This is a genomic window from Actinomadura physcomitrii (assembly GCF_008923205.2).
GTDB classification, from domain to species: Bacteria; Actinomycetota; Actinomycetes; order Streptosporangiales; family Streptosporangiaceae; genus Spirillospora; species Spirillospora physcomitrii.
The window spans coordinates 117714-135465 of the sequence record NZ_WBMS02000003.1 but is presented as its reverse complement, the minus strand read 5'-3'; the positions used below and the strand labels follow the sequence as shown (position 1 = coordinate 135465).

The following is a 17752-nucleotide window of genomic DNA, read 5'->3' as shown; positions in this document are numbered from 1 at the left end:
GCTACCCGGTGACCATCCGGAGCAGGGCGCGGCCCAGATCGCGGACGGAGTCCTCGGCCTCGTGCAACGCGCCCCGCAGGTCGCCGCCCTCGTCTTCGCCGCCCCCTGCGGGCTCCTCGGAGCGGCCCCGGTCGGACGCCCCGGCACCGGAATCGGCCGGCTCGGCGTCCTCGCCGGAACGCTCGCCGGTGCTCTCCACGTCCTCTGCGGTGTCCGCTGCGCCGGCGCCGGCGTTCCCGGCGCCCTCGACGGCCCCCTCGGCGACCTTTCCTGCACCCTTGCCCGCGTCCTCGGCCGCGGCACCGGCTCCCCCGCCCACGCCGGCGGCGGCGTCGCCCGCTCCCTCACCGACCTTGCCGGCGGCATCTCCCGCGCCCTCTCCGACGTCCTCTACCGCACCGCCGACGCCCTCGCCGATCCCGCCGGCAGCGCCGCCGGCGCCCTTGCCCACGTCCCTGACCGCGCCGCCGGCGCCCTTCCCGACGTCCTCGACCACGCGCCCGGTGCCTTCGCCGACGTCCTCGACGGCGACCCGGGCGCCCCGGCCGACCTGGCCCACCGCCTCGCCGGTGCCGGTCCCGACGTCGCGCGCGAGGGCCTCCACGCCGCGTCCCAGGTGCTGAAGGATCTCCGGGTTGCGGTCGAGGGTGGTCAGCACGCGGTCGAGGATCTCGGCCACGTGGTCGAGCCGGACCTGCAGCAGCGCCTGCGCCGAGACGCCCTTGATCCCCAGCTTGACCCGGCCGAGGAACACGTCCGCGCCGACGCTCAGCCTGAGCAGGTCGAGCACTCCGGCGTCCAGCGAGACGTGCGCCTCCAGGTCGTCGACCTCCAGCGAGATCTCGTCCACCTTCAGCTCCGGAACGTTGAGGTGGACGTCCGGACCCTCGGGGGACGGCCGTTCCCCGTCCGGCGGGATGATCCGCCCGGTCCTCTCCTCGACCTCGCCGGAGCCGCTCCGGTCGTCGTGCTCGCGGTTCGTGCCGTCGGCGTTCTCGGCCATCGCTCCTCCAAGCCGGGAATCGGGGCGGGCGCGGGTCAGTCCTTCGCCGCCTGCTTCTCTTCCTTGACCGCGTCCTCGTGCGTCCTGACGACCTCGCCGTCGCGGATCTCGCCGCGCCAGCCCTCGATGTCGTCGCGCTCCAGCAGGGTCCGCGTCATCATGTGCCGCTCGATGTGCTTGAAGTCGAGGCGGAGCCGGCGGCCCTGCGCACGCCACAGGTTCGCGGTCTTCTCCAGGAAGCCGTCGGGATGGTACTCGGCGACCAGCAGGATCCGGGTCAGGTCGGGGGACAGCTCGTGGAACGTGACCGCGCCGTCGACGTAGCCCTTCGGCCCCTCCGACTTCCACAGGATCCGCTCGTCGGGCACCTGCTCGACGATCGTGGACTCCCAGTCGCGATGGGACAGGAAGATCTTGGCGCGCCAGTTGAGCTTCTCGTCGGACTCCTGCTCGACCTTCTCCACCTTGCTGGTCATGCTCGGGAAGTCGGAGAAGCGGGTCCACTGGTCGTAGGCCACCCGCCGGGGCAGCCCCACGTCGAACTTCTCGACGATATTGATGACCTTGGCCTCGTCCTCGCCGCCGCCCTTGCCGCCGCCCCCGGCTCCGACGGCCTTCTTGGCCGTCTCCTTCGCGCCCGTCATGCCCGCCTTGAGGCCGGCCTTGAGCGGGGACTTGCCTTCCTGGAGGCCTTCGGCGCCCGCGGCGACCATCTTCGCCTTGGTGCCGCCGCCGTCCCCGCCGTCGCCGCCGGGACCGCCGAGCCGCTCGGTCATGTGCTTCACCGTGCCGCTGGCGCTCTTGAGGGCCTTCACCATCAGCGCCTGGACGAACTCCTGCCCTGCCTCCTTGAGCTGGTCGACGGGAAGGCCGTCCACCGCACCGCGGGCGGACTCGCGCTTGTCGGCGGTGCCAGTGTCGGGAGGGCTGGTTCCAGCCATTGTCACCACTCCGTCTCGCGTCGACTTCATCCCTTTTTGCGAACATAGCCGGGCGGGCCGCCGACCGGTGTACAGAAACGTACTGACCTGCGAAAACAACGATCTACACCGGCGGGATCCGATGCCGCCGGCCGACCGCGAGTTCAAGACCCCATAAAGCACCGGAAAAGCCCCGCGGATCAGCGGCGGGCACGGGCACGCGCGGGGGTCGGGCCCGGTCCGCACACGTCCGCAGGAAGAGGCGGAGCCCCCGGCCGGGGGGCGTGGGGGGCTGGCCCCTCACCGGGGGTGCCCGAAGCCCGCAGCGGAGCGCCAGCGGAGCGGAGTGGCGCCGGGCACCCCCGCTCCGGGGGGTGTGGGGGGTCGCCCCCCACAAAAGGGGGGTGTTGGGGGCGGAGCCCCCACCGGGGGGCGTGGGGGGCAGGCCCCCACCGGGGTGAGGGGCATCTGCAGCGGAGCGCTAGCGGAGCGGAAGGTGCCGCTCACCCCGCAGCGGGGGGCTGTGGGGGGTCGCCCCCACACACACAGAGTTTCCCGAGCCATGAAGGGCCCCTGAGAGGGCATCGGCGCGGCGGGGGAATCAATCCCCGGTGAGCACACCGATGTACACGACGGACCGCATCCCGGACGACCAGGAAGGGGTCACCACGCTGGGGATCAGGGCCGGCCAGCCCGCCTCGAGCCCCGAGTCCGCATTCACCAACCTCGAACGCGCCAGCGCCGACCTGCGGCCCGACGCCGTCCTGGGGGTGTGCCTCCTCGCCGTCCCGAACGTGGTGGGCCGCACCGACTTCACCACGACCGACGTCATGCGCATCCACACCGAGACCCAGTACGTCGCGTACGGCACCTGCGTCCGGTTCGAGACCTGACGCGCTGACCCGCGCGCGGCCGCCCGGGATGATCACTTGGCGGCCACGCGCGCGTCACCGGCCGCGCCGATCATGACCGCATAAGACGTCCCCTTCGCGCCGCGGCGCTGTCCGCCGCCGCGGCGGCCGCGTTCGCCGCCCCCACCGCAGGCTCCGCGCACGAGTCCGCCGCGCACGCGCCCTCCCTCCCCCTCGGCCCCTCCGGCCTGCACGTGCTGGACGGCGAGCCGACCAGCGAGGCGAACAACGGCCGCACCGCGATGTCCTGCCGAGCGGCGGACGCGGCGTGCGGTTCGCGCGGCTCCGCACCGACCTGGGCGTCCGCGCGCAAGACCGGGCGACCCGCGAGCTCGACGGCGTCGACCGGCACGGGCGGCTGCTGATGGTCGCGGCGGACGGCCGCGCGGCGATACGAGCTTCCTTCTTTCACGATCGCGATCCGCGGAGCGCCGGTAGCGTTGTGCGGGGCCTCAGCAGAAAAAGCAGTGCCACGAGTTCGCGCACGTCGCTCCAGCCGTCCGGGTTTCCACCGCCACTTACGGTAAGCCAGATGTTCCTTGCACCCGGTGACCGATCGATAAACGATGACGTGAACCACGCGAAAGGGGATGATTCGAGCGGCGCGAAATGATCCGCCGCAGTGCCCGGAAACCGAGGCGGCCACCGCGCCCGACCGCCGGAACCTCCAGCACCGTCAGATCGAACCATGAGAGCCGACGCCATGATGAATGATCTTCTGTCTCTGTCGACGAACGCGTTCATCGCCGGCATCGAGGCGACCGCTCGCCGATTCGACACCGCGACCTACCCCCAGCAGAACCTGCCCGCCGACGATTGGACGCTGCTGACCAGAGCCGGCGTGCTGCTGCCGACGCTGCCGAAGGAGTACGGCGGACGCGACGACCACGTCGAGATGTGCCGTGCCGTCGAGGCCGTCTCCGAATGGAACCTCCCGGTCGGCATGTACGTCACGGTCATCACGGCGGTGGCGTTACGCCCCATCGTGCTGTGGGCCCGCGAGGAGGCCAAGCAGGAAGTGCTGCCGCTGTACGCCGGAGGCGACCCCGCGATCTGCGGGTTCGCCTCCACCGAGCCCGGCTGCGGCTCGGCGATGTCCGGCATGCGCACCACCTTCGAGGAGGTCGAGGGCGGGTACCGGATCCGCGGCCGCAAGCACTGGCAGGCGTTCAGCATCAGCGCCCACTGGTGGCTGGTCAGCGCGAAGAACGACAAGGACGGCCGCGAGTACGGCTATTTCATCGTCAAGCGCAGCGAAGGATTCCGCACCCTGCAGCCGTACGAGCCGCTGGGCCTGAAAGCGATCGACTACGGGCTCAACGAGATCGACGCGGTCGTCCCGCGGCACCGGCGCATCCCGGCCGACGGCAGGAATCTGCGGCCGATGGTGGAAATGCTCATGGCGTCGCGCGCGATGATGGCGGCGATGGGCTGCGGATTCCTGCGCCGGATCAGCCGCGAGGCGCACGCCTACGCCGATCGCCGCAAACTCGGTCCGGGGCCGCTTTCGGATATCCGTTTCGTGCGGTACCGGCTGGCCGCCATCGACGCCTCCTACACCGTGTGCGCGGCGCTCAACCATTACTTACAGAACGACCTGGACATGAAGGAGAGCATGATCGGCGCTTTTCCCGCCGTCCAGGCCATCAAGACGGTCGCCACGGAGCGGATGCTCAGTTCGGCGCACCATTACCAGCAGCTCGCGGGCGGCGAGGGATACCGCTGCGGGTCGCCGACCAACATCTCCGGCCAGGCGTTCCTCGACGCCCGCGTCTACACCATCTTCGACGGCACCAACGATCTGCTCAGCCAGCAGCTCGCCGAGCACTGCCTCTCCCGGACCGCCGGGCGGCCGCTCAGCCGGTTCCTGGCCGGATGGCCGCTCACCGCCGCCGCGGTCGCCGCGCAGCGGCTGGACCTGTCGTTCCTCGACCGGAAGCTGCGCCAGGAGCACCTCGTCCTCGCCGGCCGCGCGATCGGCTACGCCTTCGCGATCGGCCAGGTGATGCGGTGGGCCGCCGAGACCGGCGCGGACCCGCGCCGGGCGCGCACGGCGATCGAGTTCCTGAAGGCCGACATCGCCCGCGTCGCCACCGAGTTCGGCCTGCTGTCCACCGGCGTCCTCGGCCTGGAGGACGGCGTCGCCGCCACGGCGGGCGCACCGCCGTCGCGGTCGATCCCGACGGCGCCCGAGGCGTGGCCGGGGCTGCCGCGGCGGTCGTGACCGCGCGCCCCGGGGTCAGCCCAGCGGTTCCTCCCGCCGGCGGATCACCTGCATCAGGTCCGCGGCCCGCTCCTTGATGAGGTCGAGCCCGGCATGGCCCCAGGGGCGCGGCTCGCGGTCGATGACGCAGATCGTGCCGAGCACCGTCCCCGTCCGGTCGATGAGGGGAGCCCCCACATAGGTGCGGATGCCGAGCTTGTCGACGACCGGGTTGCCGGCGAACCGGGGGTAGTCGCACACGTCGTCCAGGACCAGCGCCTTGCGCCGCACGACGACGTGCGGGCAGTACCCGTGGTCGAGCGGCACCTCCCGGCCGAGCTCGACGGCGTCGGCCGGGTCGGCGCCCGGCGCCTCCGGCGCGTACAGCCCGCCGAGGTACTGCCGATCGGTCACGAAGTTCACCATCGCGAACGGCGGCAGGTCGGTGCCGACGAGGTGGCGGGCGGCCTCGGCGAGCTCGCGCGCGAACGCGTCGAACTCGGCGTCCGGGGCCTGCCCGAGCCGCAGTTCCCGCAGCCGGACGACCCGTTGGGGCACGTCGGGGTCGACGGGCGTCAGCAGGTGGCCGGGCGGCTCGTACAGCGGCTCATGGATCACGGGGGCTCCTGGGTGGCGGGTCTGTGCCGGCGGACGGCGGGGTCAGACGGAGGCGGACGGGACGGCGACGAGGAGATGGCGGATCAGCGCCCGCAGCACCGCGGTCGCGGAGCCGCCGTCCCGCGCGTCGCACAGCACGATCGGCACCCGCGGGTCGAGGCCGAGGGCGGCGCGGACCTCGTCCGGGTCGTAGCGGAACGCGCCGTCGAACTCGTTGACCGCGACGAGGAAGCGGGTCCCGCGGTTCTCGAAGAAGTCGACGGCGTCGAAGCAATCCTCGAGCCGGCGGGTGTCGGCGAGCACGATGGCGCCGAGGGCGCCCGCGGACAGCTCGTCCCACATGAACCAGAAGCGCTGCTGGCCGGGCGTGCCGAACAGGTACAGCACGATGCCGTGCTGCTCGATCGTGATCCGGCCGAAGTCGAGCGCCACGGTGGTGGTCGTCTTGCCCTCGATCCCGGCGAGGTGGTCGGAGCCGGCGCTCGCGGTGGTGATGAGCTCCTCGGTGCTCAGCGGGTCGATCTCGCTGACCGCGCCGACGAACGTCGTCTTCCCGACGCCGAACCCGCCCGCGATGAGGATCTTGACCTGGGTCGGGGACGGCGCGGACGGGTCAGGCTCGTTGAAGGCCATCGAGCAGTTTCTCCAGGAGGGCTCGGTCGGTGGGGTCGGCCGCGGTGTGCCGCGCCTGCGTGGTCATGGCGCGGCAGTCCAGCAGGTCGGCGAGGAGGACCTTGGTGATGGTCACCGGCAGCCGCAGGTGCGCCGCGACCTCGGCGACCGACGTCGGCGCGCGGCAGCACGCGAGCGCCTCGGCGTGCTCGGGGGCCATCTCCCGGGGCCGCCGGCCGGTCGCCACCACCAGCGACAGCAGGTCGAGCCGGACGGTCGGGCGGGTGCGGCCGGCGGTGACCGTGTACGGGCGGACGAGCGGCCCGGCGGCGGCGTCGACCCAGACCTCCTCGTCACCGGCCGTCATGGCGAGGCCGCTCGGTCGCTCGCCGCGGCTGCCGGACGGGCCGCGGTGTGCAGGAACGGCCGGACCGCGCGGATCAGCCGGGCCATCTCGAAGCCGACGAGGGCCGGGTCGGCGTCCGCGCTCGCCATCACCGCGAGGACGGAGTTGAAACCGGCCCAGGAGATGAACAGCTGGCTCGAGCGCAGCTCGGCGACGACCTGCCGCACCTCGTTGCTCCCGTCGAACCTGGTGCCGGCGCTCCGGGTGATGGAGAACAGGCTGGAGGCGAGCGCCGCCATCTGCTCCGCGCTGGTGCGGTCGAAACCGTGCGCCGCCTTCAGCATGCCGTCGGCGGACAGCAGCACGCTGCCGCGAATGGCCGGAACCTCGTCGCCCAGCCCCCGCAAAAGCCAAGCAAGGTCCCGGGCCTCGTTCGGAGACACAGCATTCAAGGGGAGCTCCTCGTCATTTCGTGGTGGCTCGTCATTTCCCGGTGTCCGGGGCGTCCGCGGCGCCGTCATTCTCGAGCGCGCTGCGCATGCCCTTCTGGAATGCCGCCATCAGTCCCGGATTGTGTTCGGCCTCCTGGTCGGGCTCCTGGCGCGCGGGGGCGTTCGCCAGTTCCGGGAACAGATGCTTCTGCGCCTGCCGCCGCGGCAGTTCCGGCCTTTCCCCGGACGGCGGCGGGACGGCGGGCCCGGCGGCCGGGCCCGGTACCGGCGGCTGCGGGCCGGTCTCCCAGGTGGGCGCCGCGGGCCGGTGGGGCACCGCGGGCCGGCCGTGTGTCGCGGGCGCGGCGGGCCCCTGCGCGAACACGGGGGCGGCGCCCTGACCGTCATGGGCGGAGCCGTCCTGCGGAAGGCCGTCGTACGCGGGGTCAGGCCGCGGGGGCGCGGCGTGCCGGGGACCGGGCGGGGGCCCTGCCGGTGCGGGGGCCGGTGCGGGGGCCGGTGCGGGGCGCCCGGCCTGCGCCGGCGCCTCGGTCTCCTCCTCCGCGCCGCCCGTCAGCTCGGTCGGGATCACGACGACGGCCTGCGTGCCGCCGTAGACGTTGGTCTGGAGCTGCACGCGGACCTTGTGCCGGCGGGCCAGCGCGGAGACGACGTGCAGCCCGATGCGCCCCTCGCTCAGCAGCTCCTCGGTGTGCCCCCGCTCCTGGTCGGCGAGCAGGTCGTTCAGGCGCCGCTGGTCCTCGCGCGGGATGCCGAGGCCACGGTCCTCGACCTCGACGGCGAGGCCGGCGGCGACGCTCTCGACGCGGACGAGCACCTGGGTGTGCGGCGGCGAGTACTTCGTGCCGTTCTCGATCAGCTCGGCGAGCAGGTGGACGATGTCGGCGACCGCGCTGCCGTGCACGCTGCCCTCGGCGGGCGGCACCACCTTGACCCGCTTGTAGTGCTCCACCTCGGCGATGGCCGAGCGCAGCATCTCGTACACGGTGACCGGCCGGGTCCACTGGCGGCGGGACGCGGCTCCGCCGATCACGGCGAGGCTCTCGGCCTGCCGGCGGGTCCGGGTGGCGAGGTGGTCGACCTTGAACAGGCCCTTGAGCAGGTCAGGGTCCTCGACCTGGTTCTCCAGCCCGTCCAGCCCCTGGATGGCGCGGTGCGACAGCGACTGCATCCGGCGGGCGAGGCTGACGAAGACGCCGACGCGCCGGTCGCCCGCCGGTCTGCGGCTCGCGGCGTCGAGCACGGCGTTCCACGCCTCGCCCTGCGCCCGGCGCAGCTCGCAGGCGAGCTGCGCGGCGGGGTCGGCCGGGTCGGCGGGCGGCGGCTGCTCGCTCCAGCGCCCGACCTGCTCGCCCGCGCCCAGCCGTTCGGCCATGTCGTGCAGCTCGCGCCGGCCGCGCGCGGCCAGGAACGCGAGCTCGCCGAGCCGCCGGCGGACGGCCTCCTGGTCGCGGCCGGCGCCCTGGGCCCGCTGCCGCTCCACCCGGCGGGTCGCCGCGTCCGCGGCCCAGGCGGCGGCGAGCAGGACGGCCACGGTGCCGAGCGCGGCGACGGCCAGTACGGCGCGGGCCGGCCGGGGCGGGGCGCCGCCGTCGTACAGCACGGCCGCGGCGACGGCGCCGAGCAGCCCGACGACGGCCGCGGGGAGCACGGAGATCGACAGGTGGACGACGCGCATGCCGGTCTGGCGGTGCCTGCCGTAGGCCGGGGCCCTGTCGTGGCGCTGGACGTCCCGGCGATCGGCCCCGGCGGCGGGTTCGAAGAAGTCAGGCATCGGCGTCCTCGGTGCGTCGGACAGTGAAGATCAAAGAACTGAGCAATACGGACTCGTATGCCTACAGCCGTATCTAGGCTGACACAACGCCTCACCGAGGACGCGCGGAATGCCGAGATTCCAGGGTTCCGGACGCGATTTACAGTAAATAGTCCGCAATGTCCATCTCAACCGCGGGCCGCGGATTACTCGCCCCGAAAACACCGCCCAACTTATACGACGAACGGAGAAGCGCAGAACAGACCGCATTTGGAATGGTCCAATTCAGCCGGGGAGGCCGCGGGTCAGCCGGCCGCCCGGTCCCGGCGCACGCGCGTCCAGGGCCAGGTGATGAGCGCCCAGCCGGCCAGGATGATCACGACCTCGGCCAGCACGTACCAGGGCCACGGGCCGAGCAGGTCCAGCACCGAGCCCGTCACCGGCTTGTCGTTGAGGTAGCCGTAGTTCGTCCCGGCGATCTCGTTGAAGGCGAACGTGCCGGCGGCCCACGCCACCGTGACCGCGACCGCGAACCGGTAGCAGCGCCAGTCCGGGCGCATCCCCAGCCCCCAGGTGAGGTACACCGCCGCCCACACGATCACCAGGTGCATGCCCCAGAACGCCAGGTAGTCGATGTCCGGATAGTCGCCGCCGTCGAGCGCCGGCGTGAGGAGCCCCTGCACCGACAGGGTGAGCCCCCAGTAGTACGTCAGCGCGTACCAGCGGCGGCGGAACGTCCACAGCGCGCCGGCCGCGGTCAGCCACGCCACGTCGCACAACTGCAGGGGCAGCGACCCGCCGAGATCCCACTCCCGGGGCAGCAGGGCGTGCGCCTGCGTGCCGATCATCACGAACAGGACCGCCAGCGCGTAAGCCCGGCCGAAGCCCTTCGCCTGCTCCCCGGAGCCGGGCTCCGTCCCCGGCGTCCGCTGCGCGCGGCCGAGCGCCACCAGCACCGCGCAGCCGATCGCGAACAGCCCGAGGGCCGCCCAGTGGGACGGCCCGTACGCGTGGAAGCGACCGGCTGCGATCAGCGGCATCCGGTGATGCTAACCGCTGGGGATCCGCCGCCGCCCGAACCGGCTCCGCGCGAGTGTCGGCGGGAGCCGTTAGGTTCCGGGGCCATGAGCGAGACGGTGGACATTCCGGTCGAGTGGCGCGAGCACCTTCACCCCCGGCACGGCGGCGTCGCCGGGCCTGAGGCCGTCCTGGACGAGGACGCCGCGCGGCGGGCGCGCGAGTGGGAGCAGGAGGCGCGGGCGATCGCCGAGGAGATGGCGGAGCACGAGCGCACCGACCCCGACCTCGCCAAGGCGCTGCGCGCGCGGCTGGACGGCGGGGCCGACCCGGCGGGCGCGGCGGTCCTCGCCGCCGTCGCGGTGAAGCACCTGGACGGCCTCGGCGGCGCGCCCTTCGTGGACGCCTGGGTCCTGGACCACGGGCTCGCGTTCGCCGCGTGCGCCCTCACCGAGGCGTCCTCCATCGCGCTCGGCCCGCCGCCGGCGCAGGCGAGGCCCGGCCCCGACCGTGTCATCCGCCTCGTGGCCTACAGCCACGCCGGCGCGCCGCGGGGATGGCGCGGCGAGATCCGGCGCGCGACGTCCCGCGACCACTTCGCCCGCACCCTGTGGATCGCCGAGGACGCCGTGGCCAAGCGGCTCCGCGCGCTGCTGGCGGCGGCCCCCGAGGACGAGTACCGCGACGCCGTCGCGCGGCTGGCGGCGCACCGCGGCGACGCGGCGCGGCGCTCCACGGCGTCCTACCTGGCGCCGACCGAGACGGCCTGGGTGGACGAGACCCTCGACGACCCGTCCGGCATGGGCGTCCTCGGGCACGAGCACCTGCTGTGCTCGCTGTCCACCGCCGCCCACGCCGACCGGTTCGGCTGGATCCCCGTCGTGCCCGACGTGCTCGCGACGCTGCTCGACGGTCTCGGCGCGGACGCCCTCCCGCTGCTCGAGACCGCCCTCGCCTACCGCCACGGGGACTCCGACGAGATACGTCCGCTCGTACTAAAAGCGCTGCTCGGGATCGCGGACGAGCGGCTCTTCCCCGCACTGCTCGGCCGCATGGGGATCAAGGGCGTGCCGGCCGCGCTGCAGGAAGCGGCGAGGCGGCATCCGGTGCAGGCGGTCCGGGCGCTCGCGCCCTTCGTGCAGGAACAGACGGTCCGGAGCCTGCAGGCGGCCGGGCTGGTGCGGAGCCTGTTGCACGCGAAGCCGGAACTCGCGGAGGCGCTCCCGCCGGGGACCGCCGAGGATCTGCTGCCGCGTCCCGCCGTCCCCGACTGCGACGACCTGCCCGCCGCGCTCACGGGCCGGGCCACGCGCAGCGCGAAGACGGACTGGGCGGACCCGGCGCTGCTCCCCCGCGTCCTCACCCGCGGCCGCGACCGGGCGCTTCCCGAGGACGCGACGAGGCGCCTGCTGGCGCTGCTCGCCAAGAAGGCGCCCGAGGCGGCGGACGTCCGCGGCTTCTGCGACCGGCATTCGCTGGCGGAGTTCTCCTGGGCGGTGTTCCAGCGCTGGTACGCGCTCGGGGCGCCGTCCAAGCACAACTGGGCGCTGGCGCAGCTCGGCGTGATCGGGGACGACACGACGGTGCGGCGGCTCGCGCCGCTGATCAGGCAGTGGCCGGGCGAGGGCGGCACCGGACGGGCCGTCGCCGCGCTGGACGTGCTGGCCGCGATCGGCTCCGACGTCGCCCTCACCCACCTGTTCGAGCTGACGCGCCGCGGCAAGTACAAGGGGCTCAAGGCCAAGGCGGCGCAGCGGATCGACGAGATCGCCGCCGCGCGCGGGATCACACCGGACGACCTCGCCGACCGCGCCGTCCCCGATTTCGGGCTGGACGAGCAGGGCACGCTCGTCCTGGACTACGGCCCGCGCCGGTTCACGGTGACCTTCGACCAGCAGCTCGTCCCGCTGGTCGTGGAGGCCAACGGCAAGGTCCGCAAGAGCGCGCCCAAGCCCGGCCCAAAGGACGACCCGGCGCTCGCGCAGGCCGCGCACGCGCTGTTCACGGGCCTGCGCAAGGACCTGCGGACGATCGCCGACCAGGAGATCAAGCGCCTGGAGAAGGCCATGACCGTCCGGCGGAGCTGGACGCCGGACGACTTCCGCCGGCTGTTCGTCGACCATCCGCTGCTGCGGCACATCGTCCGCCGGCTGGTGTGGATCACCGACGGCGGCACCGCGTTCCGCGTCGCCGAGGACCGCACCTACGCGGGCATCGACGACGACGCGTTCACGCCGGCACCGGACGCCCGGATCGGCATCGCCCACCCGCTGCTGCTGGGCGACGACCTCGGCGCCTGGGCGGAGCTGTTCGCCGACTACGAGATCCTGCAGCCGTTCGAGCAGCTCGGGCGGCCCGTCCATCGGCTCACGGACGCCGAGCGCACCGCGCACAGGCTCGCCCGGGTGGAGGGGCTCGTCCTGCCCTACGGCAAGGCGAAGGGGCATTCGCAGGGGCGCTGGGAGTCCGTCGACGCCAACGGCGACTTCACCGGCGCCTGGCTCGCCCGCCGCGACCCGGCCGGCCTGTACGTGGTGGCGAGCCTGAGCCCCGGCCTCGGCTACTACATGTACGGCGAGGGCGAGGACCAGCGGATCACGGCCCTGTGGGCGGGTCCGGAACCGGCCCGCGCGCCGCAGGGCTCCGTGCCGCTCGGCGAGGTCGATCCGGTGACGATGAGCGAGGCCGTCCACGACCTCCTCCGCAGCGGATCCTGACCGCACGCGGAGTCTCAGGGCGCCCATAGAAGGAAGGATCACGGCATGGACGAGATCGTGCGGCAGGCGCACGCGGCCCTCGCCGCCCGCGACTGGGAGGCGGCGCGGCCGCTGCTGCACCCGTACCTGCACTGGACCGGAGCCGACGGGCGCACCCTGCGCGGCAGGACGAAGGTCCTCGCGATGCTGGAGGAGGCCGCCCAGGCTCCGGCTCCGCCCGCCTCCGTCGAGCTGCGCGACGGGCAGATCTACCGGTGGCGCGCCTGAGACCGGGCATCATGCCTTCGCCCCGGGCGCGAGCCAGGAGTCGAGCGTGTAGTCCTTCTTGACGAGCTTCTGCTGCACGAGGAAGGTCTTGGTGCCGTCGAGCAGCTTCAGCCCGTCCGCGGGGAAGGGCTCGTCGGGCAGCTGGTCCTTCAGCGTCGTCTTGAGCGTGACCTGCGGCGCGTACCCGCCGGTCTTGGCGACGTACGCGGTGTAGGCGGCCCAGTTCGCCTTGGCGACCTGCGAGGCCTTGGTCTCGGCCTGCTGCCACGCCTTGACGATGCCCTTGTGCCCGGACAGGTACTTCTCCGTCACGACGGTGACGGATGTGCCGAGCAGGTCGGGATGGTCGCGGGAGGCGACGTCGATCGACCTGTAGCCCTTCGCCTCCTCGGCGACCTGGTCGGCGGAGACCAGGCCGCCCGCGTCGATCGACCCCTTCTCCAGCGCCGCGATGATCGCCGGCGTGTACATGTGGATGATCTGCTTCGGCTTCACTCCGGCCTGCCGGAGCGCGCCGAGCAGGTAGCGGTGGATGTAGGAGCCGGTCTGCACTCCGATCACCTTGCCCTGCAGATCCTTCAGGGACGCCGGCCCGCCGTTCTTCCTGGCGACGATCGCCGCGTCCAGGCGGACCGAGTTGAGCGACAGCAGCCGGGTCGGCAGCCCCTGGCCGCGCCCGATGAGCGCGGGGGTGTCGCCGTACATGCCGATGTCGAGGGAGCCGCCGGCGAGCGCCTGGTTCAGGTCGGGGCCGTTCTGGAACGTCGCGACCTTGATCCTGGTGACGCCGGCGGCCTTCAGCGCGGGCAGCAGCTCACCGCGCTCGTCGAGGAACCCGACGGCGCGGGTCAGCTTGTTGCCGACGGCCGATCCGATGACTCCGACGCGCAGCGTCCCGGAGCCGCCGGCGGCCGCGGACGAGCCGCACGCCGCCGCGGCGAGGACGAGCAGGCCGGCGGCCAGCATCCGGGGAATTCTCACGTTGACGCCTTTCAGGGGGTGCGCAGGGTTGCGCCGTACTAGGAGGTGAGGGGCGCGCCCGCGCGGTCCAGCGAGGGCCCGACCGCGAACCGGGCGCCGGGGGTGCGCCCGCGGCCCCAGCCGATCCGCTCGCGGTAGCTGCCGAGGAGCCCGCCCGCGGCGAGCGCGGCCTCGTCCGGCGGCTCGGGCAGCGGGTGCGAGCGCGGGTCGACGAACAGGGCGTCCACCGGGCAGTACGCCTCGCACATGAAGCAGGTCTGGCAGTCGTCCCGCCGGGCGAGCACGGGGATCCCGTCCTCGCCGCGGTCGAAGACGTTGGTCGGGCAGACCGCGATGCACTTGTCGCAGGAGATGCACCGGTCCCGCGAGACGATCTCGATCACGACGCCACCGCCAGGGCGCCGGTCTCCGGCCGCGTCCACACCTCGTCGAGGCCGCCGGTGACGAGCCGGCGGCGCTGGGCCGGGTCCTGCTCGGGCAGGTCCAGCCGCTTGTGCATGCCGCGCGTCTCGGTCCGGGCGAGCGCCGCGTTGTACATCCAGCGGGCGTGCGCGGCCATGGCCGCGGCCGACCGCGCCCGCACCACCCCGGCGCCGTCCTCGCGGAGCGTGCCCCGCAGCTCCCGCCACGTCCCGTCGAGCGACGCCAGCGCCGCGCCGAGGCGGTCGCCGGTGCGCAGCAAATTCTTGTCGTAAGGCAGCACCTCCGCCTGGACGGCGGCGACGTACTCGGCGTGGCCGCCCGCCGCGGGACCGGACGGCCGCACGCCCGCCTCCCCGAGCGCCCGGACGGGACGCGCGGCCGCCCGTCCGCCGAGCCCGGCGGCGTAGCGCGCGGCTCCCCGCCCGGCCCAGGTGCCGGACGACATCGCCCACGCCGCGTTGTGGCTGCCGCCGCCGGTGAAGCCACCGCAGATCAGCTCGCGGGTGGCGGCGTCGCCCGCCGCGAACAGGCCGGGCACCGTCGTCGAGCAGTCGGCGCCCGCGATCCGGATGCCGCCGGTGCCGCGGACCGTCCCCTCGGCGAGGAGCGTCACGGGGAACAGGTCCGTGAACGGGTCGATGCCCTGCCGGTCGAACGGCAGGAAGAAGTTCGCCTGCGCGAGCCGCATCGCGCGCTGCTGCTCGGGAGTGGCCCGGTCGATCCGGCACAGGACGGGCTCGCTGAGCAGGGTCCGGGCGATGACGGACCGGCCGCGGCGGCTGCCCGCGCCCTCCAGGACGCTGCCGTCCGACCGGTAGAAGGTGGCGAAAGAGTAGAACGCCGTCTTCGTCACCGACGTGAACGCCGGGGCGATCGCGTAGGCGTTGGAGAACTCCATCCCGGACAGCTCCGCGCCGGCCTCCGCCGCGAACAGCGCCCCGTCGCCGGTGTCGACGTCGCAGCCGAGCGCCTTGCTGAGGAACGCGCACCCGCCGGTGGCGAGCACGACCGCGCCGGCGCGGACGCTGAACGGCCGGTCGTCGCGCAAGTGGTACCCGGCCGCGCCCGCGACGGCTCCGGACCCGTCCGCCAGCAGCTCGGTGACCGGGCTGTGGTCGAGGACACGGACCCCGGCGCGGCGCACCCGCACGCGCATCCGCCGCATGTACTCCGGGCCCTGCAGCCCTCGCCGGATCTGCCGGCCGTCCTCGCCCACGGGGAACGGGTACTTGGAGATCTCGGCCAGCTCGTTCATGTTCGCGTACGTCTGGTCGAGGACGCGGGCCATCCACTCCCGGTCGGCGAGATGCCCGCCGAGGCCCTCCCGGCTCGCCATCGCGGTCTCGCGCGCCTCCGGTTCCGGCTCGACGTACCAGACCCCGGTGCCGGCCGACGCCGTCGCTCCGCTCGTCCCGAGGTACCCCTTGTCGGCGAGGACGACGCGCGCGCCGGCCTCCGCGGCCTTCACGGCGGCCCAGGCTCCGGCGGGTCCTCCGCCCGCGACGAGGACGTCGGCGGTCAGTTCGTTCATCGAGACTCCTTGGCTGTGGCGACGGCCCGCACTCCGAGGCCGTCGAGCAGGTCGCGCCGCAGCGCGATGAATTCGGGGTCGTCCAGGGACCGCGGCCTCGGCAGGCCGACGGTGTACTCCCGCGCGATCCGGCCGCCCGCGAGCAGCAGCGCGCGGTCGGCGAGCAGCAGCGCCTCCTCGACGTCGTGGGTGACGAGCAGGACGGCGGGCCGGTGCTCGGCCCACAGGTCGGCGACGAGCGCCTGCGCGTTGAGCCGGGTCAGCGCGTCCAGCGCCCCGAACGGCTCGTCGAGCAGGAGCAGGTCGGGGGTCCGGACCAGGGCCCGGGCGAGCGCGACGCGCTGCGACTCGCCGCCGGACAGGGTGAGCGGCCACGCGTCGGCGCGCGCCGCCAGCCCGACCTCGGCGAGCGCGGCCTCGGCTCGTTGGCGCAGGTCCCGGCCGCGCAGGCCGAGCACGACGTTGGACCACACGCGGCTCCACGGCAGCAGCCGGTGCTCCTGGTAGACGACGGCGCGCCCGGCGGGGACGTCGACCGCGCCGCTCCCGCTGCCGTCCAGCCTGGCGAGAGCGCGCAGCAGCGTGCTCTTACCGGACCCGCTCGCGCCGAGCAGCGCGACGAACTCGCCGGGCGCGATGTCGAGGTCGACGCCGTCCAGGACCGTCCGGTCGCCGAACACCCGCCGGAGGCCGCGGACGCGCACCCCGTTCCGCAGGACCGCGGTCACCGCGCCACCAGTCCCTTCCGCCAGGCCAGCGCGCGCCGTTCGATCAGCCGGACCAGCAGGTCCGTCGACACGCCGAGCACCGCGTACAGGACGAGCACCAGGAACACCGTGTCCATCTGCATGAACTGGGTGGCCTGGTTGATGAGGAAGCCGATGCCGCTGGCGGTCGCCGACTGCTCCACGACGACGAGGGTCAGCCACGCGACGCCGAGCGACAGCCGCAGCCCGACGAGGATCTGCGGGAGCGCGCCCGGCAGGACGACCTTCCGGACCAGCCCGAGCCGGCCGAGGCCGCAGGTCCGCGCCGACTCCACCAGCCGCTCGTCCACGCCGCGGATGCCGTGGAACACGTTGATGTAGAGCGGGAACACGACGCCGACCGCGATGAGGCCGACCTTGGACGTCTCGCCGATCCCGAACCAGATGATGAACAGCGGCACGAGCGCCAGGTGCGGCAGCATCCGGACGGCCTGGACGGGCGCGTCGATGATGTCCTCGCTGATCCGGAACAGTCCGGAGAGCAGGCCGAGCACGAGTCCGAGCGGCAGCCCGATCGCGAGTCCCTTCAGCACCCGCAGCAGCGACACGCCGAGGTTGGTGAACAGCTCGCCGGACGAGGCCATGTCCCAGCCGCGGACGGCGACGTCGCTGAGCGGCGGCGTGGTGCTGCCGAGCCAGCCCGCGCGGGCGCCGGCCTCCCAGAGGACGAGGACGACGACGAGCCCGCCGGCCTTGCGGACGCGGCGCAGCAGCGACAGCGCCGCGGCGCCCGACCGCGCCGCGGCCGTCGGCGCCGCGGCTCCGGGCAGTGAGGAGCGGGGTGGATCGAGCAGATCGGTGGACACGCGGCACCTCCAGGACAGGGGTGGGCGGAAGGAAAGGCAGAGGGGGGATCCGTCGCGGCGGCACTGCCGGGCGGTGGAGGAGAAGAGGCGGCCGGTCATCGGCCGTGATGTGCGGATCAGCGGTTCAACAGGACGCGCTGCACACGCGGAGGAGGTCGATGTGGCGCCTCGCCACCAGTACCTCCGTCGCGTTCATGTCCCCAAGGATGCACACGGAACCGGGTCTTGGGAAGCCCGCCGAAAGCCCGCTCGACCTGCACAGACGTCGTCGCGACCGAGGAAAACCTATAAAACATACCGATTTATCAGGGAATATGCCGGAGACGGCCCGCGCCCTCACCGTCGGCAAGGTTACGCAGATCACACCGTCCGGCCAGGCACGCGCCGCCCGCCCCGGTCCGGTCGGTGCCCCCGGCGCGCGTGAG

Annotated in this window: 17 protein-coding genes; 4 read left to right on the top strand and 13 right to left on the bottom strand. The window is 73.4% G+C overall.

The genetic code is table 11. The annotated features are described in order from the left end of the window. Nucleotide 1: 1 nt before the first annotated feature. Together F8568_RS04655 and F8568_RS04650 are read right to left on the bottom strand one after the other, a co-directional pair. On the bottom strand, nucleotides 2-1003 hold the full coding sequence (locus F8568_RS04655) for a hypothetical protein (RefSeq protein WP_151591711.1): 1002 nt from the start codon (nucleotides 1001-1003) through the stop codon (nucleotides 2-4). Between the two features lie 35 nt (nucleotides 1004-1038). Further along, a complete protein-coding gene (locus tag F8568_RS04650) occupies nucleotides 1039-1944 on the bottom strand; it encodes an SRPBCC family protein (protein WP_202124497.1) in 906 nt (301 codons plus the stop codon). A gap of 590 nt (nucleotides 1945-2534) precedes the next feature. Between F8568_RS04650 and F8568_RS04645 the strand changes: the two genes are divergently transcribed. After that, nucleotides 2535-2816, top strand: a complete 282-nt coding sequence (locus F8568_RS04645) for a hypothetical protein (RefSeq protein ID WP_151591707.1) — start codon at nucleotides 2535-2537, stop codon at nucleotides 2814-2816. 721 nt (nucleotides 2817-3537) lie between these two features. Next, on the top strand, nucleotides 3538-5058 hold the full coding sequence (locus F8568_RS04640) for an acyl-CoA dehydrogenase family protein (RefSeq protein ID WP_160573499.1): 1521 nt from the start codon (nucleotides 3538-3540) through the stop codon (nucleotides 5056-5058). A gap of 15 nt (nucleotides 5059-5073) precedes the next feature. Here the strand turns inward: F8568_RS04640 and F8568_RS04635 are convergent, their stop codons facing one another. From F8568_RS04635 to F8568_RS04610, 6 genes are all read right to left on the bottom strand, one after another. Further along, nucleotides 5074-5655, bottom strand: a complete 582-nt coding sequence (locus F8568_RS04635) for a GAF domain-containing protein (RefSeq protein WP_328600723.1) — start codon at nucleotides 5653-5655, stop codon at nucleotides 5074-5076. A gap of 42 nt (nucleotides 5656-5697) precedes the next feature. After that, nucleotides 5698-6288: a GTP-binding protein gene (locus F8568_RS04630; RefSeq protein ID WP_151591701.1), complete on the bottom strand. Its 591-nt coding sequence runs from the start codon at nucleotides 6286-6288 to the stop codon at nucleotides 5698-5700. After that, nucleotides 6269-6634, bottom strand: coding sequence for a DUF742 domain-containing protein (locus F8568_RS04625; protein WP_151591699.1), 366 nt, complete (start codon nucleotides 6632-6634; stop codon nucleotides 6269-6271). Before F8568_RS04625 ends, F8568_RS04630 begins: the two co-directional genes overlap by 20 nt. Then, the gene (locus F8568_RS04620; protein WP_328600736.1) at nucleotides 6631-7056 is read right to left on the bottom strand and encodes a roadblock/LC7 domain-containing protein; all 426 of its coding nucleotides are present in this window, start codon (nucleotides 7054-7056) and stop codon (nucleotides 6631-6633) included. Before F8568_RS04620 ends, F8568_RS04625 begins: the two co-directional genes overlap by 4 nt. Nucleotides 7057-7096: 40 nt before the next feature. After that, nucleotides 7097-8839 (bottom strand): sensor histidine kinase, encoded by a 1743-nt coding sequence (locus F8568_RS04615; protein WP_202124496.1) that lies wholly within the window; start codon nucleotides 8837-8839, stop codon nucleotides 7097-7099. Nucleotides 8840-9123: 284 nt separating this feature from the next. Beyond that, nucleotides 9124-9858 carry a YwaF family protein gene (locus F8568_RS04610; RefSeq protein WP_202124495.1) on the bottom strand — a complete coding sequence of 245 codons (735 nt, stop codon included), beginning with the start codon at nucleotides 9856-9858 and terminating at the stop codon, nucleotides 9124-9126. A gap of 84 nt (nucleotides 9859-9942) precedes the next feature. Between F8568_RS04610 and F8568_RS04605 the strand changes: the two genes are divergently transcribed. Both F8568_RS04605 and F8568_RS04600 read left to right on the top strand, forming a co-directional pair. Then, entirely contained in the window at nucleotides 9943-12552 is a 2610-nt protein-coding gene (locus F8568_RS04605; RefSeq protein ID WP_151591694.1) for a DUF4132 domain-containing protein, read from the top strand. A gap of 45 nt (nucleotides 12553-12597) precedes the next feature. Next, nucleotides 12598-12819 (top strand): nuclear transport factor 2 family protein, encoded by a 222-nt coding sequence (locus tag F8568_RS04600; protein WP_151591692.1) that lies wholly within the window; start codon nucleotides 12598-12600, stop codon nucleotides 12817-12819. 9 nt (nucleotides 12820-12828) lie between these two features. Here the strand turns inward: F8568_RS04600 and F8568_RS04595 are convergent, their stop codons facing one another. The 5 genes from F8568_RS04595 to F8568_RS04575 are packed head-to-tail and all read right to left on the bottom strand — an operon-like array spanning nucleotide 12829 to nucleotide 17327. Continuing rightward, nucleotides 12829-13800 (bottom strand): ABC transporter substrate-binding protein, encoded by a 972-nt coding sequence (locus F8568_RS04595; RefSeq protein WP_151591689.1) that lies wholly within the window; start codon nucleotides 13798-13800, stop codon nucleotides 12829-12831. Between the two features lie 38 nt (nucleotides 13801-13838). Then, nucleotides 13839-14183, bottom strand: coding sequence for a 4Fe-4S dicluster domain-containing protein (locus F8568_RS04590; RefSeq protein WP_151591687.1), 345 nt, complete (start codon nucleotides 14181-14183; stop codon nucleotides 13839-13841). Then, the gene (locus F8568_RS04585; RefSeq protein WP_151591685.1) at nucleotides 14180-15754 is read right to left on the bottom strand and encodes an FAD-dependent oxidoreductase; all 1575 of its coding nucleotides are present in this window, start codon (nucleotides 15752-15754) and stop codon (nucleotides 14180-14182) included. Before F8568_RS04585 ends, F8568_RS04590 begins: the two co-directional genes overlap by 4 nt. Next, on the bottom strand, nucleotides 15751-16482 hold the full coding sequence (locus F8568_RS04580; RefSeq protein ID WP_328600722.1) for an ABC transporter ATP-binding protein: 732 nt from the start codon (nucleotides 16480-16482) through the stop codon (nucleotides 15751-15753). Before F8568_RS04580 ends, F8568_RS04585 begins: the two co-directional genes overlap by 4 nt. Continuing rightward, entirely contained in the window at nucleotides 16479-17327 is an 849-nt protein-coding gene (locus F8568_RS04575; protein ID WP_328600721.1) for an ABC transporter permease, read from the bottom strand. Before F8568_RS04575 ends, F8568_RS04580 begins: the two co-directional genes overlap by 4 nt. Between the last annotated feature and the right edge of the window lie 425 nt (nucleotides 17328-17752).